The sequence below is a fragment of the Chitinophaga sp. Hz27 genome, assembly GCF_042263525.1.
In the GTDB taxonomy this organism is placed as follows: domain Bacteria; phylum Bacteroidota; class Bacteroidia; order Chitinophagales; family Chitinophagaceae; genus Chitinophaga.
Genome location: NZ_JBHKFJ010000002.1, coordinates 336271 through 358001, shown reverse-complemented (window position 1 = coordinate 358001; position 21731 = coordinate 336271). Strand labels below are relative to the sequence as shown.

The window sequence follows — 21731 nt, the reverse complement described above, 5'->3', positions numbered from 1 at the left end:
TTTGTAGTTTTTAGCATTAGAAATTAACATCCAGTCCAACAGAATAAATTCTTGTCTGAGGATATTGTGGCACCGCATCTACGCCTCTGGTAGTCACGCCTACTGTACTGCCAACGAAACCGCTGGTCGACTGTAAGCTATACCCACTACCGATTTCAGGATCCAATCCAGAATATTTGGTAATGGTAAACAGATTGTTGGCCATAACAAATAATCGGGCTGATTGAATGCTTACTTTTCTTAAAAAATCATTATTGAACGTATATCCTATCTGTAGATTTTTCAGTTTGAGATAGCTGCCATTTTCTACGAAGTAACTACTAACGTTATTATAGTTGCCGTTAGGGTCCATAGAGCCGTCAAAGCCAAGTACACGAGGTTTGTCTGTAATTTTGTCGTTTCCAAACAACGATGTTTCAAAGACTTTGGAAGTAGCATTACCGTCACCAAATGGTCGTTGTTCATAAGCTTTCACACCATTGAAGAGGTCAACACCTGCAACACCATTGAATAACATGGCCACATCAAAACCTTTGTAACCTAATCGGATGGTAGCACCGTAAACCAGCTTTGGATTAGGGTTTCCAATCACCTGACGATCTGCCTGGGTAATGTTGCCATCGCCGTTCAGGTCTTGATAATGCAGGTCTCCGGCATGCGATACTTTTCCTCCCACTTGCTGTACTGCAGCATCTTTATCGGTCTGGAAAATACCCAGCGATTTATACCCATAGAAAGAACCAAAAGGAAGGCCTGCTTTAGTAATGGTGAGCGCGGTGGTACCCATTAGATTGTAACCGCTCTGGTCGAGGTTATTATAGTAGTTGCGGCCATCATAGAGCGCATCATTGGAGATACCGTCCAGGTCTACTACTTTATTTTTATTGAAGCTCCAGGTTGTACTTACATCATAAGTAAATTTACCTGCATGATTTTTATAGCCCAGGAGGATGTCCCATCCTTTGCTGCTTACTTTACCTATGTTTACAAAGTATGGCGCTGCATAACCAGAGCTCAGTGCTACCGGTAATGCATATAACATATCTTTAGTAGTACGGTTATAATATTCTACCGAGAAATATAATTTACCATTTAATGCTTCTCCGTCCAACCCAAGATTCGACTCATACACAGTTTCCCAATGCAAGTCAGCATTTGCCACGGAGGCAATGGAGTTAGCCACCAGCAAAGGACCTCCAGGCGTAAAGTTCTGTGCGCCGTTAGCGATACCACTAATGCCCTGGAACTGACTGTAAGATGGCACAAACGTATATGGCGGAATATTACTATTACCCAATGAGCCGTAGCTACCACGTATTTTCAACAGGTTTACCGCACTTACTAACGGACGGAAGAAGTTCTCATCACTGATGTTCCATCCCGCAGAAGCGGCGCCAAATGTACCTTTTTGCTTATTAGGACCAAATACGGTGAAGTTGGCATCTTCCCTTACAGAACCTGTTATATAATATCTGTTATTAAAATTATAGTTCAGTCGGGCGAACTTAGATTTCACCAATCCCTGCGGATCTGTTTTTCCACTAAGACTCAATGCTGAATTGGAGGTTTGAACAAATGAGTATCCAGGCAATCCCACCGAACTTTCTAGCGCATTGATATTGCTGAATTTAGACGTGATCTGCTCAAAACCAATAATAGCATTTATATTATGTTTTCCAAAAGCCTGATCATAGGTAAGTACATAGTTGGTAAGTACTTGTGAACTACGTATACTCATTTTAGTGAGTGAGTTGGCAGAAGGCGTTCCTGGTCCGAAGTCGCTGTTATCCTGGAAATAATCCTGCGATTGATCAAAGTAGGAATATCCCAGATTAGTTCTGAAACTAAGGTGCAGCGGCAGTTTGATGTCTGCATAAACATTTCCTTGCAGGTTGTTTTTTATATCAGTGATATCGGCAGAATTGATTACGCCCAATGGATTTGGTGCGCCGAAATCGAAGTTGTAGCCTGGAGGCGCCGTACCGATATGCCCATCTTTATTGTACAAAGGCATGGTAGGAATAGAACGGAACACGGCATTTTTCAACATAGATTCCACGGGGCCATTAGGTTGCGTTTTCCGCTGTGATAAGGCCAATTGCTCTCCGATTTTTATGTACTTACCAAGTTTATAATCTGTGTTTACACGCACGCCACCTATGTTAGAATAGTTCTTTATCAGTACCCCGGTCTGTTTATTATAGAAGCCAGAGAAGAGATAGTTTACCACCGGAGAAGAACCGGCTACGGAGAGATTATAGTTCTGTTCAGTACCATTACGGTATAAAACATCCATCCAGTCAGTATTTGCCAAGGTATCTGTATGTTGTGCATTGCTATATCGGTTAGGGTACAGCACATTCGACATTTTGATATAATCATTTTTGTCAAGCATTTTTACCAGCTTAGGCTGTGTAACGCCATAGCGTGCGCTAAAGTTGATAGCGGGCTGCTGACTGCTACCGCGCTTGGTGGTGATAACGATAACCCCGCCCGCAGCCGCAGAACCATAGATCGCAGCAGCGCTGGCATCTTTGAGAATGTCGATGGTGGCAATGTCCTGTACGTTGATATTATCGCCTGGAACACGCACTCCATCTACAATATACAAAGGTGCTGGTTGATGCAGAGACGACAGGCCTCTTACAATAATAGTGGGCGTTGCATCAGGCTGACCAGAGTTCTTGATTATTTCAACACCCGCCGCACGGCCCTGTAACGCTTCTGTAGCATTGGTTACTGGCATATTTTTAATCTGGGCCCCACTTACAGAGGAAATAGCTCCTGTCAGGTCTTTGCGTTTCTGCGTACCATAACCCACTACCACCACTTCACTTAAACTACCCTTATCGGTTTGTAAAGCTACCTCCAAGGATTGTTTATCCTTTACAGGTATGCGCTGTGATTCATAGCCTATAAATGTTACTAGTAAAATACTGTTAGGTCCTGGCACAGCGATAGAGAAAATACCGTTCGCATCGGTCTGTGTTCCGGCTTTACCCCCTTGTACTGCAATGGTAGCACCAGGAAGTGGTTGGCCATTCTCTCCGGTCACTTTACCAGTAACCACCTTATGCTGCGCAATGGTTACGTTGACCAGGAAAAATAGCAGGAAGCTGAGCATTGCGGTTGCAAGCAATCTGTTTTTAATCATAACTGGGAATTTTTTGGAATTCGAAATAGGTCGGCAATGCCGTAAGGGAATCTCTTTTTAGTTAATAATAGAATTTGATTGATAAGAAAAATGGTGGTTGCCTGATAACTCAACCACCTTCAGGACCATAGACGATAGCAAAGAAAAAACCTTGGGGAAGCTTTCTCAAATTATATGCAGGAAGTATTGCGGAATACAGGAAAATAAAGGAAATACAATCACCTAAAAAGATGAAAATCAATTGAATAAATTCAAATTAAATAAATTAATATATAATGATTATGGAAAGAAAACAGGTATTATACTGCTTGTATAGACATGATTTTTTGTTCAAATCCCTCGTTAGGAACGACTGATTTGTTCTTGATTTTTGTCTTGTAGGTATTAATTGTATTAACAGAATATTGGAGTATATGCGCGATTTTTTCAGGGTCGTGTATACCTAAGCGTATGAGGGCAAAAATGCGCAAATCAGTATTCATTAGTTCACCTTCTTTCAGTTCGATCTGATGTTCTCTTAGAAACAGCTGGTTAAATTCAGCAATAAAGTTGGGGTAGAGTTTTAGGAAGATGCGGTCGAAATCCTGTAACAGGTAATTTTTCTCTGCTTTGAGGTTAATATTATTGGAGAGGGTTTTGATCTCATCAAACTTCCGGTCCCGGATTTTTTGTTCCAGGTTACGTTTAAAGATCTCCATCTTCTCAAAAAATTCACTGTTCGCATTGAAGAAGTAGCCAATATATTCTTCTTTGATACTATTTGCTTCTTTTAGTCGCTGGTTGGTTTCTTGCTCTTTGGCATGGGCGCGGGTAATTTTCAGCTGTGCAACCTTGAGCTTTTTCACCTGTCGTTGTACCGTCAGTATAAGTAGGATAACACCTATCAATAAGCAGGTTACTACGGCGGCATAGGTAATCCAGGTGCGTTCCTGCTTTTTAACTAAGCTTAACTTTTCACTTTCTATTAATGGAAGGATATCCGTAATTTTTACTTTTCGTTGTCTGGCGCCATAAGATGCCGCATCGGATGTAGCCAATTGTATGCATGTGGATGCATCCTTTACATTACCTTGTTGGTACAGCAGGGTAGCCAGGTTAAATGCAGCGGAAGTTTCCTTGGTGCTCGACTTAATATCCGCATCTGTAGCGGCTATCAATAATAAAATTGCTGAATCATATTGCCGGCGTTGAATATAGATATCGCTGGCAGTAGATGCGGCAAGGGCAATCTCATGATAACTAAGGGCTTTACGGGATAGCAGTTTTCCATAGATAGCCAAAGCGGCTTCATTATTACGTAGTCGTATATTTTTCAGGCCATTATAATATTCATAGTCAAACGAACCTGGCTGCATCAATGCCAGGGCGCTATCCATTGCTTTATTGCCATCGTTTACGTTTGTGGTTTTCAGGTTGTTGTCGCTGCCAAAATCCGCCATATCATAATGAAAGCGCCCCTGTGATAAATAGTATTCCGTGCGCAAACTATCAGGTAAATAATCCAGGCGGATATTATTGAGCGAGTCCGCAGCATCTTTAAAGAAACCAGCAGATATCAAGGAGAAACACAACTTCAACTTGGCTTGCTGTATCAATGTTTTATTATTCAATTGCGTGGCAACATCCTGCAATTTTAATGCATAGCTATGCGCCGAGTCATATCGGAAGGCTTTATACTCTTCATACAGCTGTAAATAAATGCCAAATCGCTCGGCCACCGAAGGTGAGGCCAGCAATCCTGCTTTTATTCTTCTGATGTCAGATTCTTTTAATGAATCATAATGTGGTGCATCTGCAATTGTTTGGCTGAGTTGTTTCAATGCAGCATCAACAGGCTGCTGCGCGAACGTGGAACACCAATTTATAGTCAGCACAGCGATCAATAATATATAGCGCATACCAAGGTATAAAGGCAACTTTCGTGAAAAATAGGAAATTATTGGGGATTTCCGGCATTTTCTACACATGACTAAGCCACAAACTTACTATACATATTATATTCACTTCATTACTGAGAACCGTGACATTAATGAGTAAATGATTATCATCTACAAAAAAGCCGTCTCTACTAAGTAGAGACGGCTTTGTAAAATAAGGTGAGCATCTACATAAAAAACTGCTCTGATATTATCTTTCCATTCTTGGTTACATACACACATATCTCCGACATCTGCATTCTGTCCTGCCCTTTCATGGTCAGGTCCATCTGCAGTACTACCGTAAAGGAATTTCCTGCAAACAATGGCTGTGAAATAGAAATATCATGATATTTCTCTACCATACCATCAAATTTGTGTCCTTTTTCAATAATGGCTTTCAGGCCATGTGTTTCTTTTTCAAAAGCAGGTGTAGCGTAAGGTTCAATGCTGATGGCGTCTTCGGCATATAGCTCCTTTTGAGCCCCCTCAAAATCGCCTTTACTGCATAGTTCAACTAATCGTGCTGCAATTGCTGCGGTGGTCATAATACAATGGTTTTATGCTAATGAATAGATGAAGTTTTCTGAATTACTAAGTTCACATAATAATGCGAATGAATCGCAGGAGAAAGATTAATTTTTTGCTGCAATTAAAAATTTAATATGCCAGGGAGATGATTTCCATCTTCCATGCTCAACGCCAGCCGCCTTTCAACTTCCTGTTCCTTTTTCTTTCATTAAATAACAGGTGATCGAATGATATCCTCCCTGCTCCGTATGATAATAATGTAAATAGCATGATAAAGTAATACAATGGAATTTCAAAGCCATTGTTGCCGGCTTCAAAGCCGTTCTGCCAGTGTACGGCGGCTACGGCTACTACCATACTTACCATCAATGGCACCGTGATGTATCGCACAAATAATCCGAGTGTGAGCAATACCACACCCAATGATTCACAGGTTGCCACTATGTATGCATTGGCATATGGAAAGATGATGTGCAATTGTGAAAACCAATCACCGATTGCATGGATATCTTTCCATTTCGTTAATGCCGGGTGTAAAAAGCCATACGCCAGCACCAACCGCATCAGCAGCAGTGGTATATCTTTCAGCGATGACCATATCCTTGCCCATGTTGCATTAAATCCCATATCACATCATTTAAATCCAAAAACAAATTTGCGTTGCCGCATATCCTCCAGGAAAGCGATCGTATCCATTTCCAGTTTGTCCGTTACCGTTATATTCAGCTGCAACGCATAATCCAGTATATCCGACAACATGACCCCCATAGATAATTGCTCTATCACAATGGCCAGCCACGCAGACAAATCAGTAAACTGTACATATCCTGTGTCCGGTTCCCTGAAAAGCAGCACAAAGTATGTGCCTTCTCTTTGCAGTAGCTGCTTCTTTTTTCTTTCCAGGTGTACAGGATACTTAAAGGAAAGCAAGGTATGTTCAGGATTCAAAACGACCAGATCCTCTTTCCAGTGGCCTTTTTCACGACAATCAGGAGCGGGCTTGTCTGCCATATTGAACAGTTCCGTTTCTGACCATTCAAAATATAATAAGTCAAGCAGCCACGGCGTTTCGTACACCTCGTTCCAGTTATTTTCCACAGCATAAGTGTAGAATTCCAGCGGCAGTTTCCACATTTGTGTAGCGCAGCAGGCATGATTGCTGAAAAACTCCCGTATCATCTTATTCCACTTACGCTTGGGCATATTGGCAAAAGCTACAGGAAATGCTGATTCCATAGCGTCGTTGATCACATTAAAAACCAGCTGCCGATAGTATTGCATACGATCGCCATTGGCGCCGGGTATAGCCACCTTCTTACCTGTACGGCAATACGAAGAAAAGGCCTGTTGAATCCGGTAGGTATCAGGCTGTAAGTTGGTGTTTGACATACCAATGTTTTTGACAGATAGATTGAAGACGATTTATCTCTCCTTGCAATTCCTGTAGCTGTGGAAAATTAAAATCCCGTTCCAGCAATACAGGCACTGGTTTCAGTCGTTGTATAGTCCAATCGAATAATTCATATACCGGATCTATAACTGCCTGTCCATGCGTATCAATGATCAGATCTGGCGCTACCTGCTCATGCCCTGCCATATGGATATAAGCCACCCTGTCTGCTGGCAGTGCAGCAATAAACTGCTTCGCATCATACTGGTGGTTAAAAGCATTTACGTATACATTGTTCACATCCAGTAACAGCTGGCATCCTGAGCGTTGCGCTATTTCGTTGATAAAATCTACTTCGCTCATCTCAGCAGCAACGGGGGTGTAATAGGAAACGATTTCCATGACGAGCGGCCTTTGCAGATAATCCTGCACTTGCTGTATCCGTTCACTGATATGCTTTGCAGCATCCATCCTGAAAGGGATTGGCAGCAAATCATACATATGCGCATTATCACATTTGGAATAACTCAGGTGTTCTGAATAAATTTTCACCTGGTATTCTTCCAGGAAAGATTTTACATAACGCAAAAAGTCCATGTCCAGTGGCTCCGGACTGCCAATCGACAACGATAAACCGTGACATAATACCGGGTAACGTTCTACAGCCTGGTGCAATATTTTTTTCCAATATCCACCAATGTCCATCCAGTTCTCCGGTGCAAACTCAATAAAATCGGGTTTTATCTGATCGCCAGCCAGCAGCTCTTCGGCAATTTCCCGACGAAAACCTATGCCTACCATAGTAATTGATTGAGGGCAATGAGGCCGTACCACTTCATGATTTATGGCCGGCCTCATCGAATGATAAATTATCGGCCAGCTTTGGTGCTGTCTTTTGCCATGCCTTTGCCTTTGCCACCTTTTCCACCTTTACCACCTTTTTTACCGCCACACTTACCTTCACCACATTTGCCCTGACCACATTTGCCTTCTTTAGCTTTGTGTACGGAATCTTTTTTAGCACCGCAGTTCAGCTCTAAACCAGCCACATTAGCAGAAGTGCCAGTTAACGCACTTCTTACCGCAGCCCCTGAACCGAGGTTAGTGTAATTTACAGGATTAGCATTTGCAATGGTTGCCAGGCTCAGAATAGCGCCAGCAACAAGGGATCCGGATAACAGTACTTTTTTGTCCATGGATTTGTTTTTCATGATGTGTGATTTATTATCAGGTAAAAAATAATTACAGGTAAAGTAAGCAATCCTTACTATTAAATCAACATGGCTATAAAGGGGAATTAGACATGTCCATGATTAAACTATTATAATAACTTTTTGTCTAAAACCTTAATTGGCAAAAATGGTTAGGCAGGATGAGTCCCTGCAAATTTTAAAACGCAGGAGATTGGGCATTGTTCACCTGCGGTGAATTGACTCCTGCATATGGAAGTTATAAAAAACAACTCACTTTTAGATCCTGACAGATTTCCAAACTGCTTTTTTTTGTGTTAAAATATTGCAAAATGGCCGCTGGTAAAGGAAAATACCGCTAAATCGTGCGATTAAATCAATTTGCACTATTTTTGAGTAACAGTAACCGGAAAGGCTCATCATTTGATCCATTTCTGAATCAGGACTAACGTACATCCATATACTATACCTTACGGATAGTTTCAGGTGACAAAACATGAAATTATAGGCCCATGAACAATCAGACGCCTCCTGTAACTTCCACCTACTTTGTTGCACTGGTGAAAGATTACCTTCAAGGACTAAAAACTAAAGCGGAAGTATTAACCGACATCGCTCCTGTCCAATCCGGACTGGATGTTCCCACTATGGATGAGGTTACCCGCCAGATCATTGTTACAGCCCAAATGCTGAATGAGGATGTTTATGAGGAGATGATCACCGCCATTGCCCATGCTACTGATACCACCCCTACCAGGGAAGGTATGTTACACCAACTCAAAGCTTTACTGCAAGGCGATATTACGGAAGCCGATTTTAAACAATGGGCCACCTGGCACAACGAACCTGGTACCGATACTGGTGGTGGCTTCTTTGATGATATTGCTGTAGACTATTTCTGTACCCGGCTCTTGCCACAATCCAGCCAGGAACTGAACCCACGACATTACCAAAAAGCGCTGGAAATCTTTAGTAATAATAGTCACCAACCATTAAAAGATAAAGTAGCACTGGTTTTACTTACAGAAAAAGAACAACAGCGCTTCCTCTTTTACATCGGTGATTATACCTCCGGACATAATACGCCCGAGCAACTGGATGTATACCTGCTGAACCGCTTTGGCATGGACCACCACTCCTTCCCATACATGGCAGAAATCACTGCATTAGTAAACAATCCTGCTAAATTGCCGCAGCTGCTGCAAATGGCTAAGAATGGGGCTTCTCTTGTCTGATAATATCTGAAACAGCTATACGCCGGGGCTCTCCATTTACAATAGCCGAAGTGGTTGTAGTCCTGATATCACCATTACTATACGTAAGTCTGGTTTCCAATGGTAAAGACACCGGCACCATACCTCCTGCAGCCTGGATATCCGCCAACTGCTGATGGTAAGGCTCAGGGATGTGAATATAGCCGCCAAAAAGCGTGTGTATCGTGGCTGGCAGCCATACATGCGCACTCACCAGGGAAACGGGCGCAGTACTATCCACTGCAGCAAGGCTATCTACCGCAAACTCATCACATAAAACACCTTCTATCTCCCGCTGCTGGCCTGTTTTAACCAATTTCTGCATAAACTCCGTTTCATCCGGATACACAGGCGTTACTTCCGTTAAATTCAATGGCTCCTTTTCACCACTGCCAATGCTATGTATGGCCGTCATGCTCAGCTGGGCTGCATGCAGGAAATCAGCGAAGTACTGATAACGCGCGCCGTTATGCATATCTTCAATATTCACGGCCAGTTGCGGCTTTTCACTGCTATAAGAGATAAGGATATGCTGATTTACTATTGCAGTGGTGTCTTTCCAGGTTTTGGTTTCCTGGTAAATGGCAATATCATATTCGTATACGGAATCTATCTGCACTTTTTCATCGCCACCAATCACCAGCGATGGCGCAGTAATAGGCTTTCCCGGCGTTTCATAGGGGCCATCATCCAGTTGAAAAGTATCTTTTTGATACCCTGTCAGCTGGCGGAAACGATCTTTTACCTGTTTGAACAACTGGGCCTGCGCGGTGGAAGAAATAAGCAGACACGCACATACGAGGGATATTATCACCCGGATCTTCATAGGCATAGGTTTATACCGGGCAATATACATTAAAATATTTTACAATAAAAAGATCAACTCACCATCAGGCTACAACCGCGCAGGGCGGAATTATCGAGTCGGCCGAGGACTTCAAAACGGCCATCAGTATGTATTTTTCCGATATCGTCTGTAGCGATGAAAGCGCAGGAGTAGATATTGGCCAGGTCGATCACATTGATTACGCCGGCGCCTTTTCCTGCTTTGAGGTCGAAGGGATCATTTTCATCACGGAGGATTACCTTCATCCAGGGAGGAGTCATGAAAAGACCATTGCCTTTGGAGTAGGCCTGGGACAAAAGTTCAGTCATACCATATTCCGCATGTACAACGTCAACGCCCAAACGTTCTTTGAGGTATTGATGTACTTCATCGCGGGTCCATTCTTCGCGGCGGCCTTTCATACCACCAGTTTCCATTACGATGGTATTTTTAAGGTTCAGGGTGTATTTTTCTGCAAAATCCAGCAAACCGAAGGTCACACCTATCAGCAAAACTTTCTGTCCGCGGGCTTCCAGGGCCTGCAGTTCCTGGTACAACTTATCATGCTCATAGAGATAGAAACCACTTTCAGGTTTGCCACTCAGTTCTATCATCACCTGCACCATGCGCACCAGACTGGAATGCTGACGCTCCAGGTAAGAAGGTAGTAAGCCTACAATAACATAGTCATTCACCGGCCCATAAAACTGCTCAAAAGCCGTCATGAAGCTACGGGTGTATATTTCCGCATCTTTCACATAATGCTTGCTGTTAATCGTTTGCGTGGTGCCACTGCTTTCAAAAAGCAGTTCAGGCTCAAAAGAGCCACACACTACTTTATGTGTTTTAAAGAATTGTATGGGGAGATAAGGGATCTCGAGAATAGACTTCACATGATCCGGGTTGATACGCAGGGCATCCGTATAGGCGCGATAGATGTCATTTTCACGATATTGATAGCGAAAAACGTCCAAGGCTGCGGCTTCCAGGCCTGCTGGCTGCAAAGAAAAAATCAAGTCCGGTGATACTCCACTCATCTGTTAGTAGCTTTAAAATCCATACAAAGGTAAAGAGAAGAATAAATTTCAGCGCAGTAAGTAACAATTGATCCAAAAAAACGTTAGTAGAGAAGTGCCGTGTAGATCGCTATATTTGTATATTACCTAAATTAATGTAGGTTTGTTTTATGAAGAAATTCCTGTTTTTATTCCTGTTTGCCGCCATGGTATACGCTTGTAACAAAGACTCCTATGGCCCTAAACCCATTCTTACGTTCGAAGGTTTTTCCATACCATCCATAGATAGTAATACCACAGCGATGGAAGTATTTTTCCGGGTAAAAGACGGTGATGGAGATATTGACAGCAGTATTTACTGGACCAAACATTTTACGATTCCCAACCCTAACGGCGGAAGCCCTAATGGCGTAAATAAGATGCCTGGAATTGGTGAAAACACAGGAAAAAGCGTCAATGCACAGGTAAGATTACAGTTGCAGGCCATCGATTTTGGCGGCTGGGCCGAACATACCGGCACCCGACCAGACAGTTTATGGTTTACCGCATATGTTATCGACAGGGCCGGCAACTCCAGTGATACCATTACCACAGGAAAAATACCAATTTATAAATCTCAGAACTAGCCAAAGCTGAATAAAATCATTTACATTTATAAAATGAGGGATTCCTTAACGAAGGAATCCTTTTATTTTTTATAGATATCACCACATTTTTCCGCGATGAATAAAATAGAAGAACTACAATCGAAGATAGCAGAAGCCATGTTAGGTGGCGGTGAAGTAAGAATCGCCTCTCAGCACAAAAAAGGTAAACTGACCGCACGCGAAAGATTACAACTCCTGCTGGATGAAGGTTCCTTCGAGGAACTGGACATGCTGGTAACAAATAAAAACCGTGGCCTCACCTTCGACCAGGAGCAGTTCCTCGGCGATGGCGTTGTAACGGGGTATGGCACTATTAATGGCCGACTGGTATATGTTTTTTCCCAGGACTTCACCGTTTATGGTGGTAGCTTGTCTGAACCGCATGCGCGCAAAATATGTAAGATAATGGACCTCGCCATGGATAACGGAGCTCCGCTGATCGGCCTGAACGACAGTGGCGGCGCGCGTATCCAGGAAGGGGTAGTGAGCCTGGGGGGCTATGCAGATATCTTCTATCGCAATACCCGTGCTTCCGGCGTTATCCCACAGATCAGCGCGATTATGGGCCCCTGTGCCGGCGGTGCCGTATACTCCCCTGCCATCACGGATTTTATCATGATGGTAGAACAAACTTCCTACATGTTCGTAACCGGGCCTAACGTCGTGAAAACCGTTACCCACGAAGAAGTAACTTCTGAAGAACTTGGTGGTGCTCAAACCCATGCCAGCAAAAGCGGTGTTACTCACTTTGCCTGCGCCAACGAAGTAGAATGTATCCAAAATATTAAACAACTCCTTAGCTATATTCCGCAAAACTGCGAGCAAACTGCACCCGTATACCCATATACGTTAGGTAACGAGGTTAGGGAAAAACTGGATACCCTGATCCCAGCAAACCCTAACCAGCCTTATGATATGAAAGAAGTGATCGCGGAACTTACAGATCCGGAAAGCTTCTTTGAAGTACATAAAGATTTTGCAGAGAATATCATTGTCGGCTTTGCCCGCATCGCCGGCAGAAGCATAGGTATTGTAGCCAATCAACCTGCCCACCTGGCAGGAGTTTTGGACATCCATGCCTCTGTTAAGGGCGCACGTTTCACCCGCTTCTGCGATGCCTTTAATGTACCATTGCTGGTTTTGGTAGATGTTCCTGGCTTCCTGCCTGGCACCGACCAGGAATGGAACGGCATCATTACCAACGGCGCCAAACTCCTGTATGCTCTCAGCGAAGCGACTGTTCCCAAACTGACAGTAACCACCCGCAAGGCCTATGGAGGCGCTTATTGCGTAATGAACTCCAAACATATCGGCGCCGACCTAAATTTTGCATTCCCTCAGGCAGAAATTGCTGTGATGGGCGCAAAAGGAGCAGTGGAAATCATCTTCAAAAAAGAAATTGATGCCGCAGCAGAACCTGAAACCCGTATGAACGAACTGGTAAACGACTACACCGAGCGTTTTGCAAATCCTTACCTGGCAGCCGAAAAAGGCTATATAGATGAGGTAATTGTACCAGCTCAGACCAGAGTCAAACTCATCAAAGGTTTCAAAATGCTGGAAAATAAAGTGGTAAACATGCCAAGAAAGAAACACGGCAACATACCTTTGTAGTAAGTTTAAGGGGTTGCTCCCGTAGCAACCCCCACGACTATACTAAATGCTGGTGCTTACATGGTAAAGAAGTTTCTGAATTTTTTTGTTTATACATCTGTTTATATCACCCTCTGTGCGCTGATGATGATCTGGCAAACCAATCGCCTGCTTGACCTTCATTATGCTCAACATACCTTTTATCTTTTCGTCGCCTGTTCCACCATCTGTAGCTATAACTTTCACTGGTACCTTACTCCTGACAACCCCGAATCCAGCTCTGAACGCCTACATTGGGGCGCACGTAACCGCTGGATCATGATGGGCTTGTGCATTGTTGGCGGTATAGGCGCATTATATTACCTTTGGCAGCTCCGCGAACATTGGCTGGTACTAAGTGGCGCCGCCTTCCTCACTTTTCTTTATTCAGCACCTAAAGTGCCACATAAATCGCTCAGTTGGTTGAGCAGGATCGCTGTAGGGAAAACATTATTCCTGACCTTCGTCTGGACTTACGTAACTACCCTCCTTCCAGCCCTGATGGCAGACCATGCAACCACCACTCCGGTAGTATTGTTCACCATCCATCGTTTTGCACTGGTATACGCCATCTGTATATTATTTGATTTGCGCGACCTCGATGATGATAAGAAAGCAGGCATACGCAGCCTGATCACTTATCTGCCCCCCAAACAGCTGGATATCGTGTATTTTTCTTCCCTGGGATTGGCAGCTATCACCGCGCTTTTCTTATATCCTTATACAGACATGCCGGCCATTATCTCCATGCTCCTGGCGGTTTTAGCCACCGCAGCGATCACCAGACGCGCACAACGCGACAAAGCCGATTACATTTTTTATGTACTGCTGGATGGGTTTATGATGCTCTCTGCAGTATTACAGTTTATTTACATCCTTTTTTAGTTTTTCTCACAACGATTAGGCCTGCGGCCATTGTTGCGCCTTCGGCGAGCTCGCAAAGCAGCATAAGGTGCAAAGCAGCAAAGACCTACATTTACTTTTACCAATATATTTTAAAACGACAAAACACAATCCTTTGCTGCTTTGCACCTTATGCTGCTCTGCGTGAAAAGCGCCAAAGGCGCACTTCTGCTGGTGCTATGGCTCTTTGCATCTCTGCGAGAAAAAAAAGTTTACATTTGTTTCATCACTAAGAGGTTAACATATGTCTAAGAAACAGAAATCCATACTCACCAAGGAATCCCTCGCATTCCTGAAAGACTACCTGAACAATCCATCTCCCACCGGCTTTGAGAAAGAAGGACAGAAAATGTGGCTGAAATATATCACCCCATATATCGATGAGCATATGGTTGATCCATATGGTTCCGTAGTGGGAGTGATCAACCCTAAAGCTCCTTTCAAAGTAGTGATTGAAGCGCATGCAGATGAAATTTCCTGGTTTGTGAACTATATCTCTCCAGAAGGATTGATCTATGTAATCCGCAATGGTGGCTCAGATCAACAGATCGCACCATCCAAACGCGTAAATATCCATACAGAAAAAGGTATCGTAAAAGCAGTATTCGGATGGCCTGCTATCCATACACGCCTGCGCGGTGCTGAAGGAAAAGAACCACAACCTAAAGTAGAAAACATCTTCCTGGATTGTGGCGCACGTTCCCGCAAAGAAGTAGAAGACCTGGGTATACACGTTGGTTGTGTATGTACTTTCGAAGATGGTTTCGAAGAACTGGCTTATGATAACTTCATCTGCCGTGCTATCGATAACCGCATTGGTGGCTTCATGATCGCAGAAGTAGCCAGACTCCTGAAAGAAAAGAAACAGGAACTGCCTTTCGGTTTGTATATCGTAAATGCAGTACAGGAAGAAGTAGGATTGCGCGGTGCAGAGATGATCGCTAAACGCATTAAACCTAATGTAGCCATCATCACCGACGTTACCCACGATACCACTACGCCGATGATCAACAAAAACATCGAAGGTGAAATCAAATGCGGTGGCGGTCCTAGCATCACTTACGGTCCTGCTGTTCATAATATCCTCCGCGACCTGATCATCAAAACCGCTAAGAAAAACGATATCCCTTACCAGCTGCATGCAGTTAGCCGCAGCACCGGTACCGATACAGACGCTTTTGCGTATTCTAACGATGGTACACCATCTGCGCTGATCAGCTTACCGCTGCGCTACATGCACACTACCGTTGAAATGGTGAAGAGAGATGATATCGAAAATACTATTCAGCTGATTTATCAAACCCTGCTGAATATCACACCAAAAACAAACTTCAACTACCTGAAAGACTAATTTTTCAAGATAGCAGAAAAGGCCAGGACATCCTGGCCTTTTTTATTTACCGACGATCGGCCAGAAAATACATCCTTTTTACAATACCCAAACAATAAAGCCTCCACTGGCAACAGTATTATTCCCTAATTTTATGCTATGAGCAGGAAGGAATCAATAACAGGGTTTTATGACCGCCATGGCCAACCGTTTACAGGAGAAGGAAATTTTTTTATTTACCGCAGGGAAGAATTTGCCTGCGATATAACGCCGCTGCCCTCCAACAGACGCGACTTCTACAAGATATCTCTCATGACTTCCGGCGAAGGCACCGTAGGTTATGCAGATAAAACTATTTATATCGACAGGCCAGGCATTATGTTTACCAACCCCTGGATTCCTTACTCCTGGGAGCCTTCTACCACTGATCAAACAGGTTATTTCTGTGTGTTTACGGAAGATTTTGTAACACCGGAATTGCGCAAAGGAAGTTTGGCGGAGTCGCCATTATTCAAGGTCGGCGGCCATCACCTGTTTTACCTCGAACCTTCCAACCTGGCTTTGGTAAAACAGATTTTTGAAAGCATGATGCGAGAAGCCGCTTCCGATTATCTCAATAAAAAAGATATACTCAATAACTATGTACAACTGATCATGCACGAAGCACTTAAAGTGCAGCCTCCTGCAGAACAATACCAGGCCGGCAATGCCGCAGAACGCATCAGCAGCCTGTTTATAAACCTCCTTGATCTTCAGTTCCCCATTGATTCTCCCCAGCAAAGCATACAATTTAAAAACGCCAACGAGTTTGCCGCTCAGCTCAACATTCACACCAATCATCTCAACAGAGCTTTGAGAGAAGCAACAGGCAAAACTACCACAGAGTGGATCGCCGATCGCATTATGCAGGAAGCCAAGACATTGTTGCAACGCAGCAGCTGGGATATCTCTGCAATCGGCTATACACTTGGATTTGAGCATTCTTCCAACTTTAATATCTTCTTTAAAAAACATACCTCACTTACCCCCAACCAGTTTAGAAAAGCCATTGTTGCCAATTAATAACTTTCCGTTTGAATGGCATAATTTCCAGGTTCTTCCCTGATGCACCTTTGTCATAAATAATTGAACTATGACAAACGAATCAATGAAGAACAAAGTAGCCATCATCACTGGTGGCACCACTGGTATAGGATTAGCCACAGCAGCATTATTCCTCGAGCATGGAATGAAAGTGGCGATCGCAGGGCGCAGAGCGGAAGAAGGACAAAAAGCACTGGCACAACTCCAGCAGATTAGCCATGAAGTAGTTTTTATACAAACAGATGTAGCAGTCAGCACGCAGGTAGCACAGCTGATAGATAAGACAGTACAGCAGTTCGGCCGCCTTGATGTGATATTTAACAATGCCGGTATTGAAGGACACTTCGGTCTTATTGGTGATATCAGTGAGGAAAGCTTTGATCAGCTCATGGCTATCAACCTGAAAGGCGCATGGCTAAGCACTAAATATGCAGTAGCGCAATTCAAACGCCAGGGCGGTGGTGGTGCCATTGTGAATACCTCTTCCTGGCTGGCTCGTGGCGCTTTTGCAGGATCTGCCATCTACTCCGCGTCAAAAGCAGCACTGGACGGCATGACCAGGGCACTGGCCATAGAACTGGCACCAGACGGCATCCGCGTCAATAATGTACAACCAGGGTATATTCAGACACCTATGTTTGATAGATTTTTTGGTGGAGAAGATGCGGAACAACAGAAAGATCCACTGCGCAAACATGCACCAGCAGGCCGTTTCGGCAACCCTGAAGAAATTGCTGCCATGGTATTTTGGCTGAGTAGCCCTGCTGCCAGTTTCGTAACCGGCGAAAGCATTGCGGTGGATGGTGGCCTGTCCATCGGTGGACAAAGACTTTAACAGAAAAAGGATGGATCAGCTGTTATTCTTCGCGCGGTAGACTACCGCCTAATAGTCTGATCCATTCTATCTTTATAAAAAATATTCTACTCCCAGCTTATACCCCTTCATACCCAGGCCACAAATAGAGCCCACGCATTTAGGTGCAATCAGCGAAGTGTGTCTGAATTCTTCCCGTGCATAAACGTTACTGATATGCACTTCAATCACAGGCGTTTTAATCCCTGCAATAGCGTCCCGGATCGCCACGGAAGTATGCGTATAGCCTCCGGCGTTCAACAAAATTCCATCAGCAGAAAAGCCCACCTGATGCAGGAAATTAATGATCTCTCCCTCTACATTACTTTGGTAATAGCTAAATTTTACCTGTGGAAAAGCTGCCTTCAGCGTTTCAAAGTACTCCTCGAAAGATTCACTACCATAAATACCTGGCTCACGTTTACCTAAAAGATTAAGATTAGGACCGTTTATGATTACGATTTGCATAGCTAATTTTAAATTGGATCGTGAAGATAATTATTCAGATTAACTATTACTATCCTCACTACCCCAGCGATAGGTTTTGATGTCGATGCCGGCAAGGTCCAGTACCCTGTCTACCACCGTATCGGCTACCTCTTCGATGGTCTTGGGCACGCTGTAGAAAGAAGGCGTAGCCGGGCAGATGATACCACCGGCCAATGTTACCGCTTCCATATTACGTATATGCATCAGGTTATACGGCGTTTCTCTAACTACGCAGATCAGCTTACGGCGCTCCTTCAGTACTACGTCTGCGGCCCTGGTAATCAGATCATTGGAAATACCTGTTGCAATACGCCCTAAGGTGCCCATAGAGCATGGACATAAGATCATGGTATTGAATCGGCCGGAGCCCGATGCAAAAGGTGCGTGAAAATCCTGCTGTGTATAAAATTTAAAACCCAGGTCCCGGTAGTCGGTATTATTCAATTCCGTTTGCCATACAGTTTTGGCATTTTCCGTCATTACTACGGCCACTTCATCCAGTTGTTCACTGGCTGCTTCCAGTTTGCGGAGTAGCTGACGTGCATATATGGAGCCACTGGCGCCTGTAACAGCTACAACTATACGATGCTTCATGCCGCAAAGCTAGGGATTTATCAGATAAGCAGGGCTACAAACAAAAATCCCGGGCAGTGACGCCCGGGACCAATTTCTTAGAGCTGAATATGCTCCGTAATATCATCCATCCTTATGCCGTTGTGGCTATCATCGTATATACACTTACCATTACGGACCATTAGAATCTGAGGAGATTCATGCGGAATACCATATTTATGCTCAATGGCGTTGGAAATATTCCTGTAAGCGATCAGGTCAAGGTAATAGAAGTCAGCCCCTTCCGGTGCCACCGCTCTTTCCAGACGTGATTTGGCCATGGAGCTGATAGAACAGCGGGTACTGTGTTTAAATATTACGATTGTCCGGCTTGCAGAAGCGTCATTAATTTCCTGCAGTTGAGTTTCTGATGTTAATGGTATCCAGTTCATTTTTGAATTAGCAATGCTTAGAATGTTCTGCATTAGGCGCAGCAGCCATGCCTCTCATTGGGCAACCTAATTTCTGATGCGTAGCGCAGGAGGTTAAGAAAGCTGCAAAGATAAATAACAGTGCGGCGCAGCCCAAAATTCTTAAGTATGATTTCATGTTGGGAGATTTATTATACAGTAAAACGAAATTTCACAGGAAATATGATACGATCTCTTTTTTAATCGTCTTTTGTAACGTTATTTTGCAAAGATAAAAAATACATTATAAAAAACAACACTATATATCTGGTAGTGATTTTTATGACTCTATGACAAAAGTACATTTTATTGCGATTGGAGGAAGTGTGATGCACCAGTTAGCCATAGCTTTGAAAACTAAGGGTTATGAGGTGAGTGGAAGTGACGACGAAATCTATGAACCCGCCCTGAGCAATCTGCGTCAGGCCGGCATCCTTCCTGCGTCTATGGGTTGGGACCCCGCCCGGATTACACCAGATATAGATGCTGTTATCCTCGGTATGCATGCCAGGGACAATAACCCTGAGCTGATCCGCGCCAGGGAGCTTAATCTAAAAATTTATTCTTTCCCAGAATATATCTACCAGGAAAGCAAAAATAAAACCCGTGTAGCCGTAGGGGGTAGTCATGGTAAAACCACCACTACCGCCATGATCATGCACGTGCTGCAACATGCCGGTAAAGCGTTCGACTACCTCGTAGGCGCCAAACTGGAAGGGTTTGCACAATCGGTAAATATTACTGACGCGCCTGTAATCGTTTGTGAGGCAGATGAATATCCAGCTTCCGCTATTGAGAAGCGCCCTAAATTCCATTTCCTGCATCCGCAGATCGCAGTACTTACCGGTATTGCCTGGGACCATATCAATGTTTTCCCTACCTACGAAATTTATAAAGAGCAATTTGCCATCTTCATCAGGCAAATGGAAGCCGGTCATCTGCTTATCTACAATAGCAGTGATGAGGAACTGGCCACATTGGTAGCTGCCGAAGGCCGCCACCTGCGCCTCATCCCTTATACCATGCCTATCCATATGATCCGCGACGGCGTAACCAGGGTGTTCTTTGATGAAGGATTCACTGACCTGGAAGTTTTCGGCGGACATAACTTGATGAATATGCACGCCGCTAAACTGGTATGTAATGAACTGGGCATCAGCGACGAAGCGTTCCTGGCAGGTATCGCCACCTTCAAAGGCGCCGCTAAAAGATTAGAGCTCGTAGCCGAAAATGATCGTTCTGTTATATATCGCGACTTCGCCCATGCGCCTTCCAAAGTGAAAGCTACCGTGGAAGCGCTGAAGCAACAATATCCAGAAAGAAAAATGATCGCAGTACTGGAACTGCACACCTATAGCAGTCTCAATGCCGATTTTCTGGCGCAATATGAGGGCGCTATGGACCCTGCGGATATTGCCGGTGTATTTTATAGTAAACATGCCCTGGAAATAAAACGTATGCCCGATCTTGACCCTGAATTGGTAAAAGAACGCTTCGGAAGAAAAGATCTGCATATCTTCACCGACAGGCCCGCTTTTGAAGCATTCCTGGCAGCACAACAGTATGATAATACCAACCTGCTGCTCATGAGCTCCGGCACCTACGACGGTATTGATTTTAACGGCCTCCGTACATTACTGGGCTGATCATCTACCTAATAATAATATTTAAATAATATATAATGTCTTCTTTGACTCTTAAAAGGCCGCTGGCTGTCATAGACCTGGAAACCACCGGTACTAACGTGGCTACGGATCGTATCATTGAAATTGCTATCATTAAAGTATTTCCTGATAAAACAACACAATCAAAAGTAAAGCGTATTAATCCGGGAATGCCTATCCCTGCGGGATCTACAGCAATTCATGGTATCAGCGATGAAGATGTAAAAGATGCACCTACCTTTAAGCAGGCCGCCAATGAGCTGAAAATGTTCATGGATAACTGCGATCTGGCAGGTTATAACTCCAACCGTTTCGACATTCCGTTGTTAGTAGAAGAGTTCCTCCGCGCAGAAATGGAGTTCGATATCTCTAAACGCAAATTTGTAGACGTACAGCGTATTTTCCACCTGATGGAGAAACGTACCCTCAGTGCCGCCTATAAATTCTATTGCGATAAAGACCTGACCAATGCTCATAGCGCAGAAGCGGATGCACTGGCAACTTACGAGATCCTGGAAGCGCAATTAGGTCGCTATGAGCAGCTGAATTCAGACATCGATGCCCTGGCTACCTTTACCAAAGAAGAGGAATATGTGGATTTTGCCCGCCGGATGGTAATGCAGGGAGGACAGGAAGTTTTCAATTTCGGAAAATATAAAGGCAGACCCGTAAGAGAAGTATTAAAGGCTGAGCCTCAATACTACGACTGGATGATGAAAGCCGATTTCCCGCTTAACACCAAACAGAAGCTCTCAGAGATCTATTATAATATGATGTTAAAAAAAATGTAATCTTTCCTGATTACGTTCTAACTTGCGGCCGAATTGAATTA

Annotated in this window: 22 protein-coding genes; 9 read left to right on the top strand and 13 right to left on the bottom strand. The window is 43.9% G+C overall.

Annotation, left to right across the window (positions count from 1 at the left end):
* Nucleotides 1-16 precede the first annotated feature (16 nt).
* From ACE38W_RS05350 to ACE38W_RS05320, 7 genes are all read right to left on the bottom strand, one after another.
* The gene (locus ACE38W_RS05350) at nucleotides 17-3154 is read right to left on the bottom strand and encodes a SusC/RagA family TonB-linked outer membrane protein (RefSeq protein ID WP_375829296.1); all 3138 of its coding nucleotides are present in this window, start codon (nucleotides 3152-3154) and stop codon (nucleotides 17-19) included.
* A 299-nt stretch (nucleotides 3155-3453) separates the two neighbouring features.
* The gene (locus ACE38W_RS05345; RefSeq protein WP_375829294.1) at nucleotides 3454-5052 is read right to left on the bottom strand and encodes a DUF6377 domain-containing protein; all 1599 of its coding nucleotides are present in this window, start codon (nucleotides 5050-5052) and stop codon (nucleotides 3454-3456) included.
* Between the two features lie 206 nt (nucleotides 5053-5258).
* Nucleotides 5259-5618 (bottom strand): SnoaL-like domain-containing protein, encoded by a 360-nt coding sequence (locus ACE38W_RS05340; protein ID WP_375829293.1) that lies wholly within the window; start codon nucleotides 5616-5618, stop codon nucleotides 5259-5261.
* Between the two features lie 148 nt (nucleotides 5619-5766).
* On the bottom strand, nucleotides 5767-6228 hold the full coding sequence (locus tag ACE38W_RS05335; protein WP_375829292.1) for a DoxX family protein: 462 nt from the start codon (nucleotides 6226-6228) through the stop codon (nucleotides 5767-5769).
* A 6-nt stretch (nucleotides 6229-6234) separates the two neighbouring features.
* Nucleotides 6235-6990 (bottom strand): DUF2063 domain-containing protein, encoded by a 756-nt coding sequence (locus ACE38W_RS05330; RefSeq protein WP_375829291.1) that lies wholly within the window; start codon nucleotides 6988-6990, stop codon nucleotides 6235-6237.
* Complete coding sequence (locus ACE38W_RS05325) at nucleotides 6965-7792, bottom strand: DUF692 domain-containing protein (protein ID WP_375829289.1); 828 nt, start codon at nucleotides 7790-7792, stop codon at nucleotides 6965-6967. The genes ACE38W_RS05330 and ACE38W_RS05325 overlap by 26 nt, the downstream gene beginning before the upstream one ends.
* A gap of 68 nt (nucleotides 7793-7860) precedes the next feature.
* A complete protein-coding gene (locus ACE38W_RS05320) occupies nucleotides 7861-8202 on the bottom strand; it encodes a hypothetical protein (RefSeq protein WP_375829288.1) in 342 nt (113 codons plus the stop codon).
* A gap of 491 nt (nucleotides 8203-8693) precedes the next feature.
* On the opposite strand from ACE38W_RS05320, the gene ACE38W_RS05315 reads away from it, so the two are divergent.
* Entirely contained in the window at nucleotides 8694-9416 is a 723-nt protein-coding gene (locus tag ACE38W_RS05315) for a hypothetical protein (RefSeq protein ID WP_375829286.1), read from the top strand.
* Here ACE38W_RS05315 and ACE38W_RS05310 read toward each other — a convergent pair.
* Both ACE38W_RS05310 and ACE38W_RS05305 read right to left on the bottom strand, forming a co-directional pair.
* Nucleotides 9391-10260 carry a hypothetical protein gene (locus ACE38W_RS05310; protein WP_375829285.1) on the bottom strand — a complete coding sequence of 290 codons (870 nt, stop codon included), beginning with the start codon at nucleotides 10258-10260 and terminating at the stop codon, nucleotides 9391-9393. The two genes, ACE38W_RS05315 and ACE38W_RS05310, sit on opposite strands and share 26 nt — an antisense overlap.
* Before the next feature lie 53 nt (nucleotides 10261-10313).
* Entirely contained in the window at nucleotides 10314-11297 is a 984-nt protein-coding gene (locus tag ACE38W_RS05305) for an acyl transferase (RefSeq protein WP_375829284.1), read from the bottom strand.
* 149 nt (nucleotides 11298-11446) lie between these two features.
* Here ACE38W_RS05305 and ACE38W_RS05300 point away from each other — a divergent pair, with 149 nt between their 5' ends.
* The 6 genes from ACE38W_RS05300 (at nucleotide 11447) to ACE38W_RS05275 (ending at nucleotide 17706) form a co-directional block, all read left to right on the top strand.
* On the top strand, nucleotides 11447-11902 hold the full coding sequence (locus ACE38W_RS05300) for a hypothetical protein (RefSeq protein ID WP_375829283.1): 456 nt from the start codon (nucleotides 11447-11449) through the stop codon (nucleotides 11900-11902).
* 96 nt (nucleotides 11903-11998) lie between these two features.
* Nucleotides 11999-13537: an acyl-CoA carboxylase subunit beta gene (locus ACE38W_RS05295; RefSeq protein ID WP_375829281.1), complete on the top strand. Its 1539-nt coding sequence runs from the start codon at nucleotides 11999-12001 to the stop codon at nucleotides 13535-13537.
* 60 nt (nucleotides 13538-13597) lie between these two features.
* Nucleotides 13598-14440: a UbiA family prenyltransferase gene (locus ACE38W_RS05290; RefSeq protein WP_375829280.1), complete on the top strand. Its 843-nt coding sequence runs from the start codon at nucleotides 13598-13600 to the stop codon at nucleotides 14438-14440.
* A gap of 262 nt (nucleotides 14441-14702) precedes the next feature.
* Complete coding sequence (locus tag ACE38W_RS05285; RefSeq protein WP_375829278.1) at nucleotides 14703-15809, top strand: M42 family metallopeptidase; 1107 nt, start codon at nucleotides 14703-14705, stop codon at nucleotides 15807-15809.
* A 138-nt stretch (nucleotides 15810-15947) separates the two neighbouring features.
* Nucleotides 15948-16850, top strand: a complete 903-nt coding sequence (locus tag ACE38W_RS05280) for an AraC family transcriptional regulator (RefSeq protein WP_375829276.1) — start codon at nucleotides 15948-15950, stop codon at nucleotides 16848-16850.
* Nucleotides 16851-16920: 70 nt separating this feature from the next.
* The gene (locus tag ACE38W_RS05275; protein ID WP_375829275.1) at nucleotides 16921-17706 is read left to right on the top strand and encodes an SDR family NAD(P)-dependent oxidoreductase; all 786 of its coding nucleotides are present in this window, start codon (nucleotides 16921-16923) and stop codon (nucleotides 17704-17706) included.
* Nucleotides 17707-17778: 72 nt separating this feature from the next.
* On the opposite strand, the gene aroQ is transcribed toward ACE38W_RS05275, so the two are convergent.
* From aroQ to ACE38W_RS05255, 4 genes are all read right to left on the bottom strand, one after another.
* Nucleotides 17779-18192 (bottom strand): type II 3-dehydroquinate dehydratase, encoded by a 414-nt coding sequence (gene aroQ, locus ACE38W_RS05270; RefSeq protein ID WP_375829274.1) that lies wholly within the window; start codon nucleotides 18190-18192, stop codon nucleotides 17779-17781.
* A 39-nt stretch (nucleotides 18193-18231) separates the two neighbouring features.
* On the bottom strand, nucleotides 18232-18807 hold the full coding sequence (locus ACE38W_RS05265) for a UbiX family flavin prenyltransferase (RefSeq protein WP_375829273.1): 576 nt from the start codon (nucleotides 18805-18807) through the stop codon (nucleotides 18232-18234).
* A gap of 77 nt (nucleotides 18808-18884) precedes the next feature.
* Nucleotides 18885-19217, bottom strand: a complete 333-nt coding sequence (gene ytxJ / locus ACE38W_RS05260) for a bacillithiol system redox-active protein YtxJ (protein ID WP_375829271.1) — start codon at nucleotides 19215-19217, stop codon at nucleotides 18885-18887.
* Between the two features lie 7 nt (nucleotides 19218-19224).
* Entirely contained in the window at nucleotides 19225-19374 is a 150-nt protein-coding gene (locus tag ACE38W_RS05255; RefSeq protein ID WP_375829270.1) for a hypothetical protein, read from the bottom strand.
* A gap of 151 nt (nucleotides 19375-19525) precedes the next feature.
* On the opposite strand from ACE38W_RS05255, the gene murC reads away from it, so the two are divergent.
* The gene (murC, locus tag ACE38W_RS05250) at nucleotides 19526-20881 is read left to right on the top strand and encodes a UDP-N-acetylmuramate--L-alanine ligase (protein WP_375829268.1); all 1356 of its coding nucleotides are present in this window, start codon (nucleotides 19526-19528) and stop codon (nucleotides 20879-20881) included.
* Between the two features lie 35 nt (nucleotides 20882-20916).
* The gene (locus tag ACE38W_RS05245; RefSeq protein WP_375829266.1) at nucleotides 20917-21690 is read left to right on the top strand and encodes an exonuclease domain-containing protein; all 774 of its coding nucleotides are present in this window, start codon (nucleotides 20917-20919) and stop codon (nucleotides 21688-21690) included.
* Nucleotides 21691-21731: the final 41 nt, after the last annotated feature.

What these genes read in the sequence shown, in the direction of transcription:
- ACE38W_RS05350 (WP_375829296.1), bottom strand. Translation starts at nt 3,154, where the DNA reads ATGATTAAAAACAGATTGCTTGCAACCGCAATGCTCAGCTTCCTGCTA.
- ACE38W_RS05345 (WP_375829294.1), bottom strand. Translation starts at nt 5,052, where the DNA reads ATGCGCTATATATTATTGATCGCTGTGCTGACTATAAATTGGTGTTCC.
- ACE38W_RS05340 (WP_375829293.1), bottom strand. Translation starts at nt 5,618, where the DNA reads ATGACCACCGCAGCAATTGCAGCACGATTAGTTGAACTATGCAGTAAA.
- ACE38W_RS05335 (WP_375829292.1), bottom strand. Translation starts at nt 6,228, where the DNA reads ATGGGATTTAATGCAACATGGGCAAGGATATGGTCATCGCTGAAAGAT.
- ACE38W_RS05330 (WP_375829291.1), bottom strand. Translation starts at nt 6,990, where the DNA reads ATGTCAAACACCAACTTACAGCCTGATACCTACCGGATTCAACAGGCC.
- ACE38W_RS05325 (WP_375829289.1), bottom strand. Translation starts at nt 7,792, where the DNA reads ATGGTAGGCATAGGTTTTCGTCGGGAAATTGCCGAAGAGCTGCTGGCT.
- ACE38W_RS05320 (WP_375829288.1), bottom strand. Translation starts at nt 8,202, where the DNA reads ATGAAAAACAAATCCATGGACAAAAAAGTACTGTTATCCGGATCCCTT.
- ACE38W_RS05315 (WP_375829286.1), top strand. Translation starts at nt 8,694, where the DNA reads ATGAACAATCAGACGCCTCCTGTAACTTCCACCTACTTTGTTGCACTG.
- ACE38W_RS05310 (WP_375829285.1), bottom strand. Translation starts at nt 10,260, where the DNA reads ATGAAGATCCGGGTGATAATATCCCTCGTATGTGCGTGTCTGCTTATT.
- ACE38W_RS05305 (WP_375829284.1), bottom strand. Translation starts at nt 11,297, where the DNA reads ATGAGTGGAGTATCACCGGACTTGATTTTTTCTTTGCAGCCAGCAGGC.
- ACE38W_RS05300 (WP_375829283.1), top strand. Translation starts at nt 11,447, where the DNA reads ATGAAGAAATTCCTGTTTTTATTCCTGTTTGCCGCCATGGTATACGCT.
- ACE38W_RS05295 (WP_375829281.1), top strand. Translation starts at nt 11,999, where the DNA reads ATGAATAAAATAGAAGAACTACAATCGAAGATAGCAGAAGCCATGTTA.
- ACE38W_RS05290 (WP_375829280.1), top strand. Translation starts at nt 13,598, where the DNA reads ATGGTAAAGAAGTTTCTGAATTTTTTTGTTTATACATCTGTTTATATC.
- ACE38W_RS05285 (WP_375829278.1), top strand. Translation starts at nt 14,703, where the DNA reads ATGTCTAAGAAACAGAAATCCATACTCACCAAGGAATCCCTCGCATTC.
- ACE38W_RS05280 (WP_375829276.1), top strand. Translation starts at nt 15,948, where the DNA reads ATGAGCAGGAAGGAATCAATAACAGGGTTTTATGACCGCCATGGCCAA.
- ACE38W_RS05275 (WP_375829275.1), top strand. Translation starts at nt 16,921, where the DNA reads ATGACAAACGAATCAATGAAGAACAAAGTAGCCATCATCACTGGTGGC.
- aroQ (WP_375829274.1), bottom strand. Translation starts at nt 18,192, where the DNA reads ATGCAAATCGTAATCATAAACGGTCCTAATCTTAATCTTTTAGGTAAA.
- ACE38W_RS05265 (WP_375829273.1), bottom strand. Translation starts at nt 18,807, where the DNA reads ATGAAGCATCGTATAGTTGTAGCTGTTACAGGCGCCAGTGGCTCCATA.
- ytxJ (WP_375829271.1), bottom strand. Translation starts at nt 19,217, where the DNA reads ATGAACTGGATACCATTAACATCAGAAACTCAACTGCAGGAAATTAAT.
- ACE38W_RS05255 (WP_375829270.1), bottom strand. Translation starts at nt 19,374, where the DNA reads ATGAAATCATACTTAAGAATTTTGGGCTGCGCCGCACTGTTATTTATC.
- murC (WP_375829268.1), top strand. Translation starts at nt 19,526, where the DNA reads ATGACAAAAGTACATTTTATTGCGATTGGAGGAAGTGTGATGCACCAG.
- ACE38W_RS05245 (WP_375829266.1), top strand. Translation starts at nt 20,917, where the DNA reads ATGTCTTCTTTGACTCTTAAAAGGCCGCTGGCTGTCATAGACCTGGAA.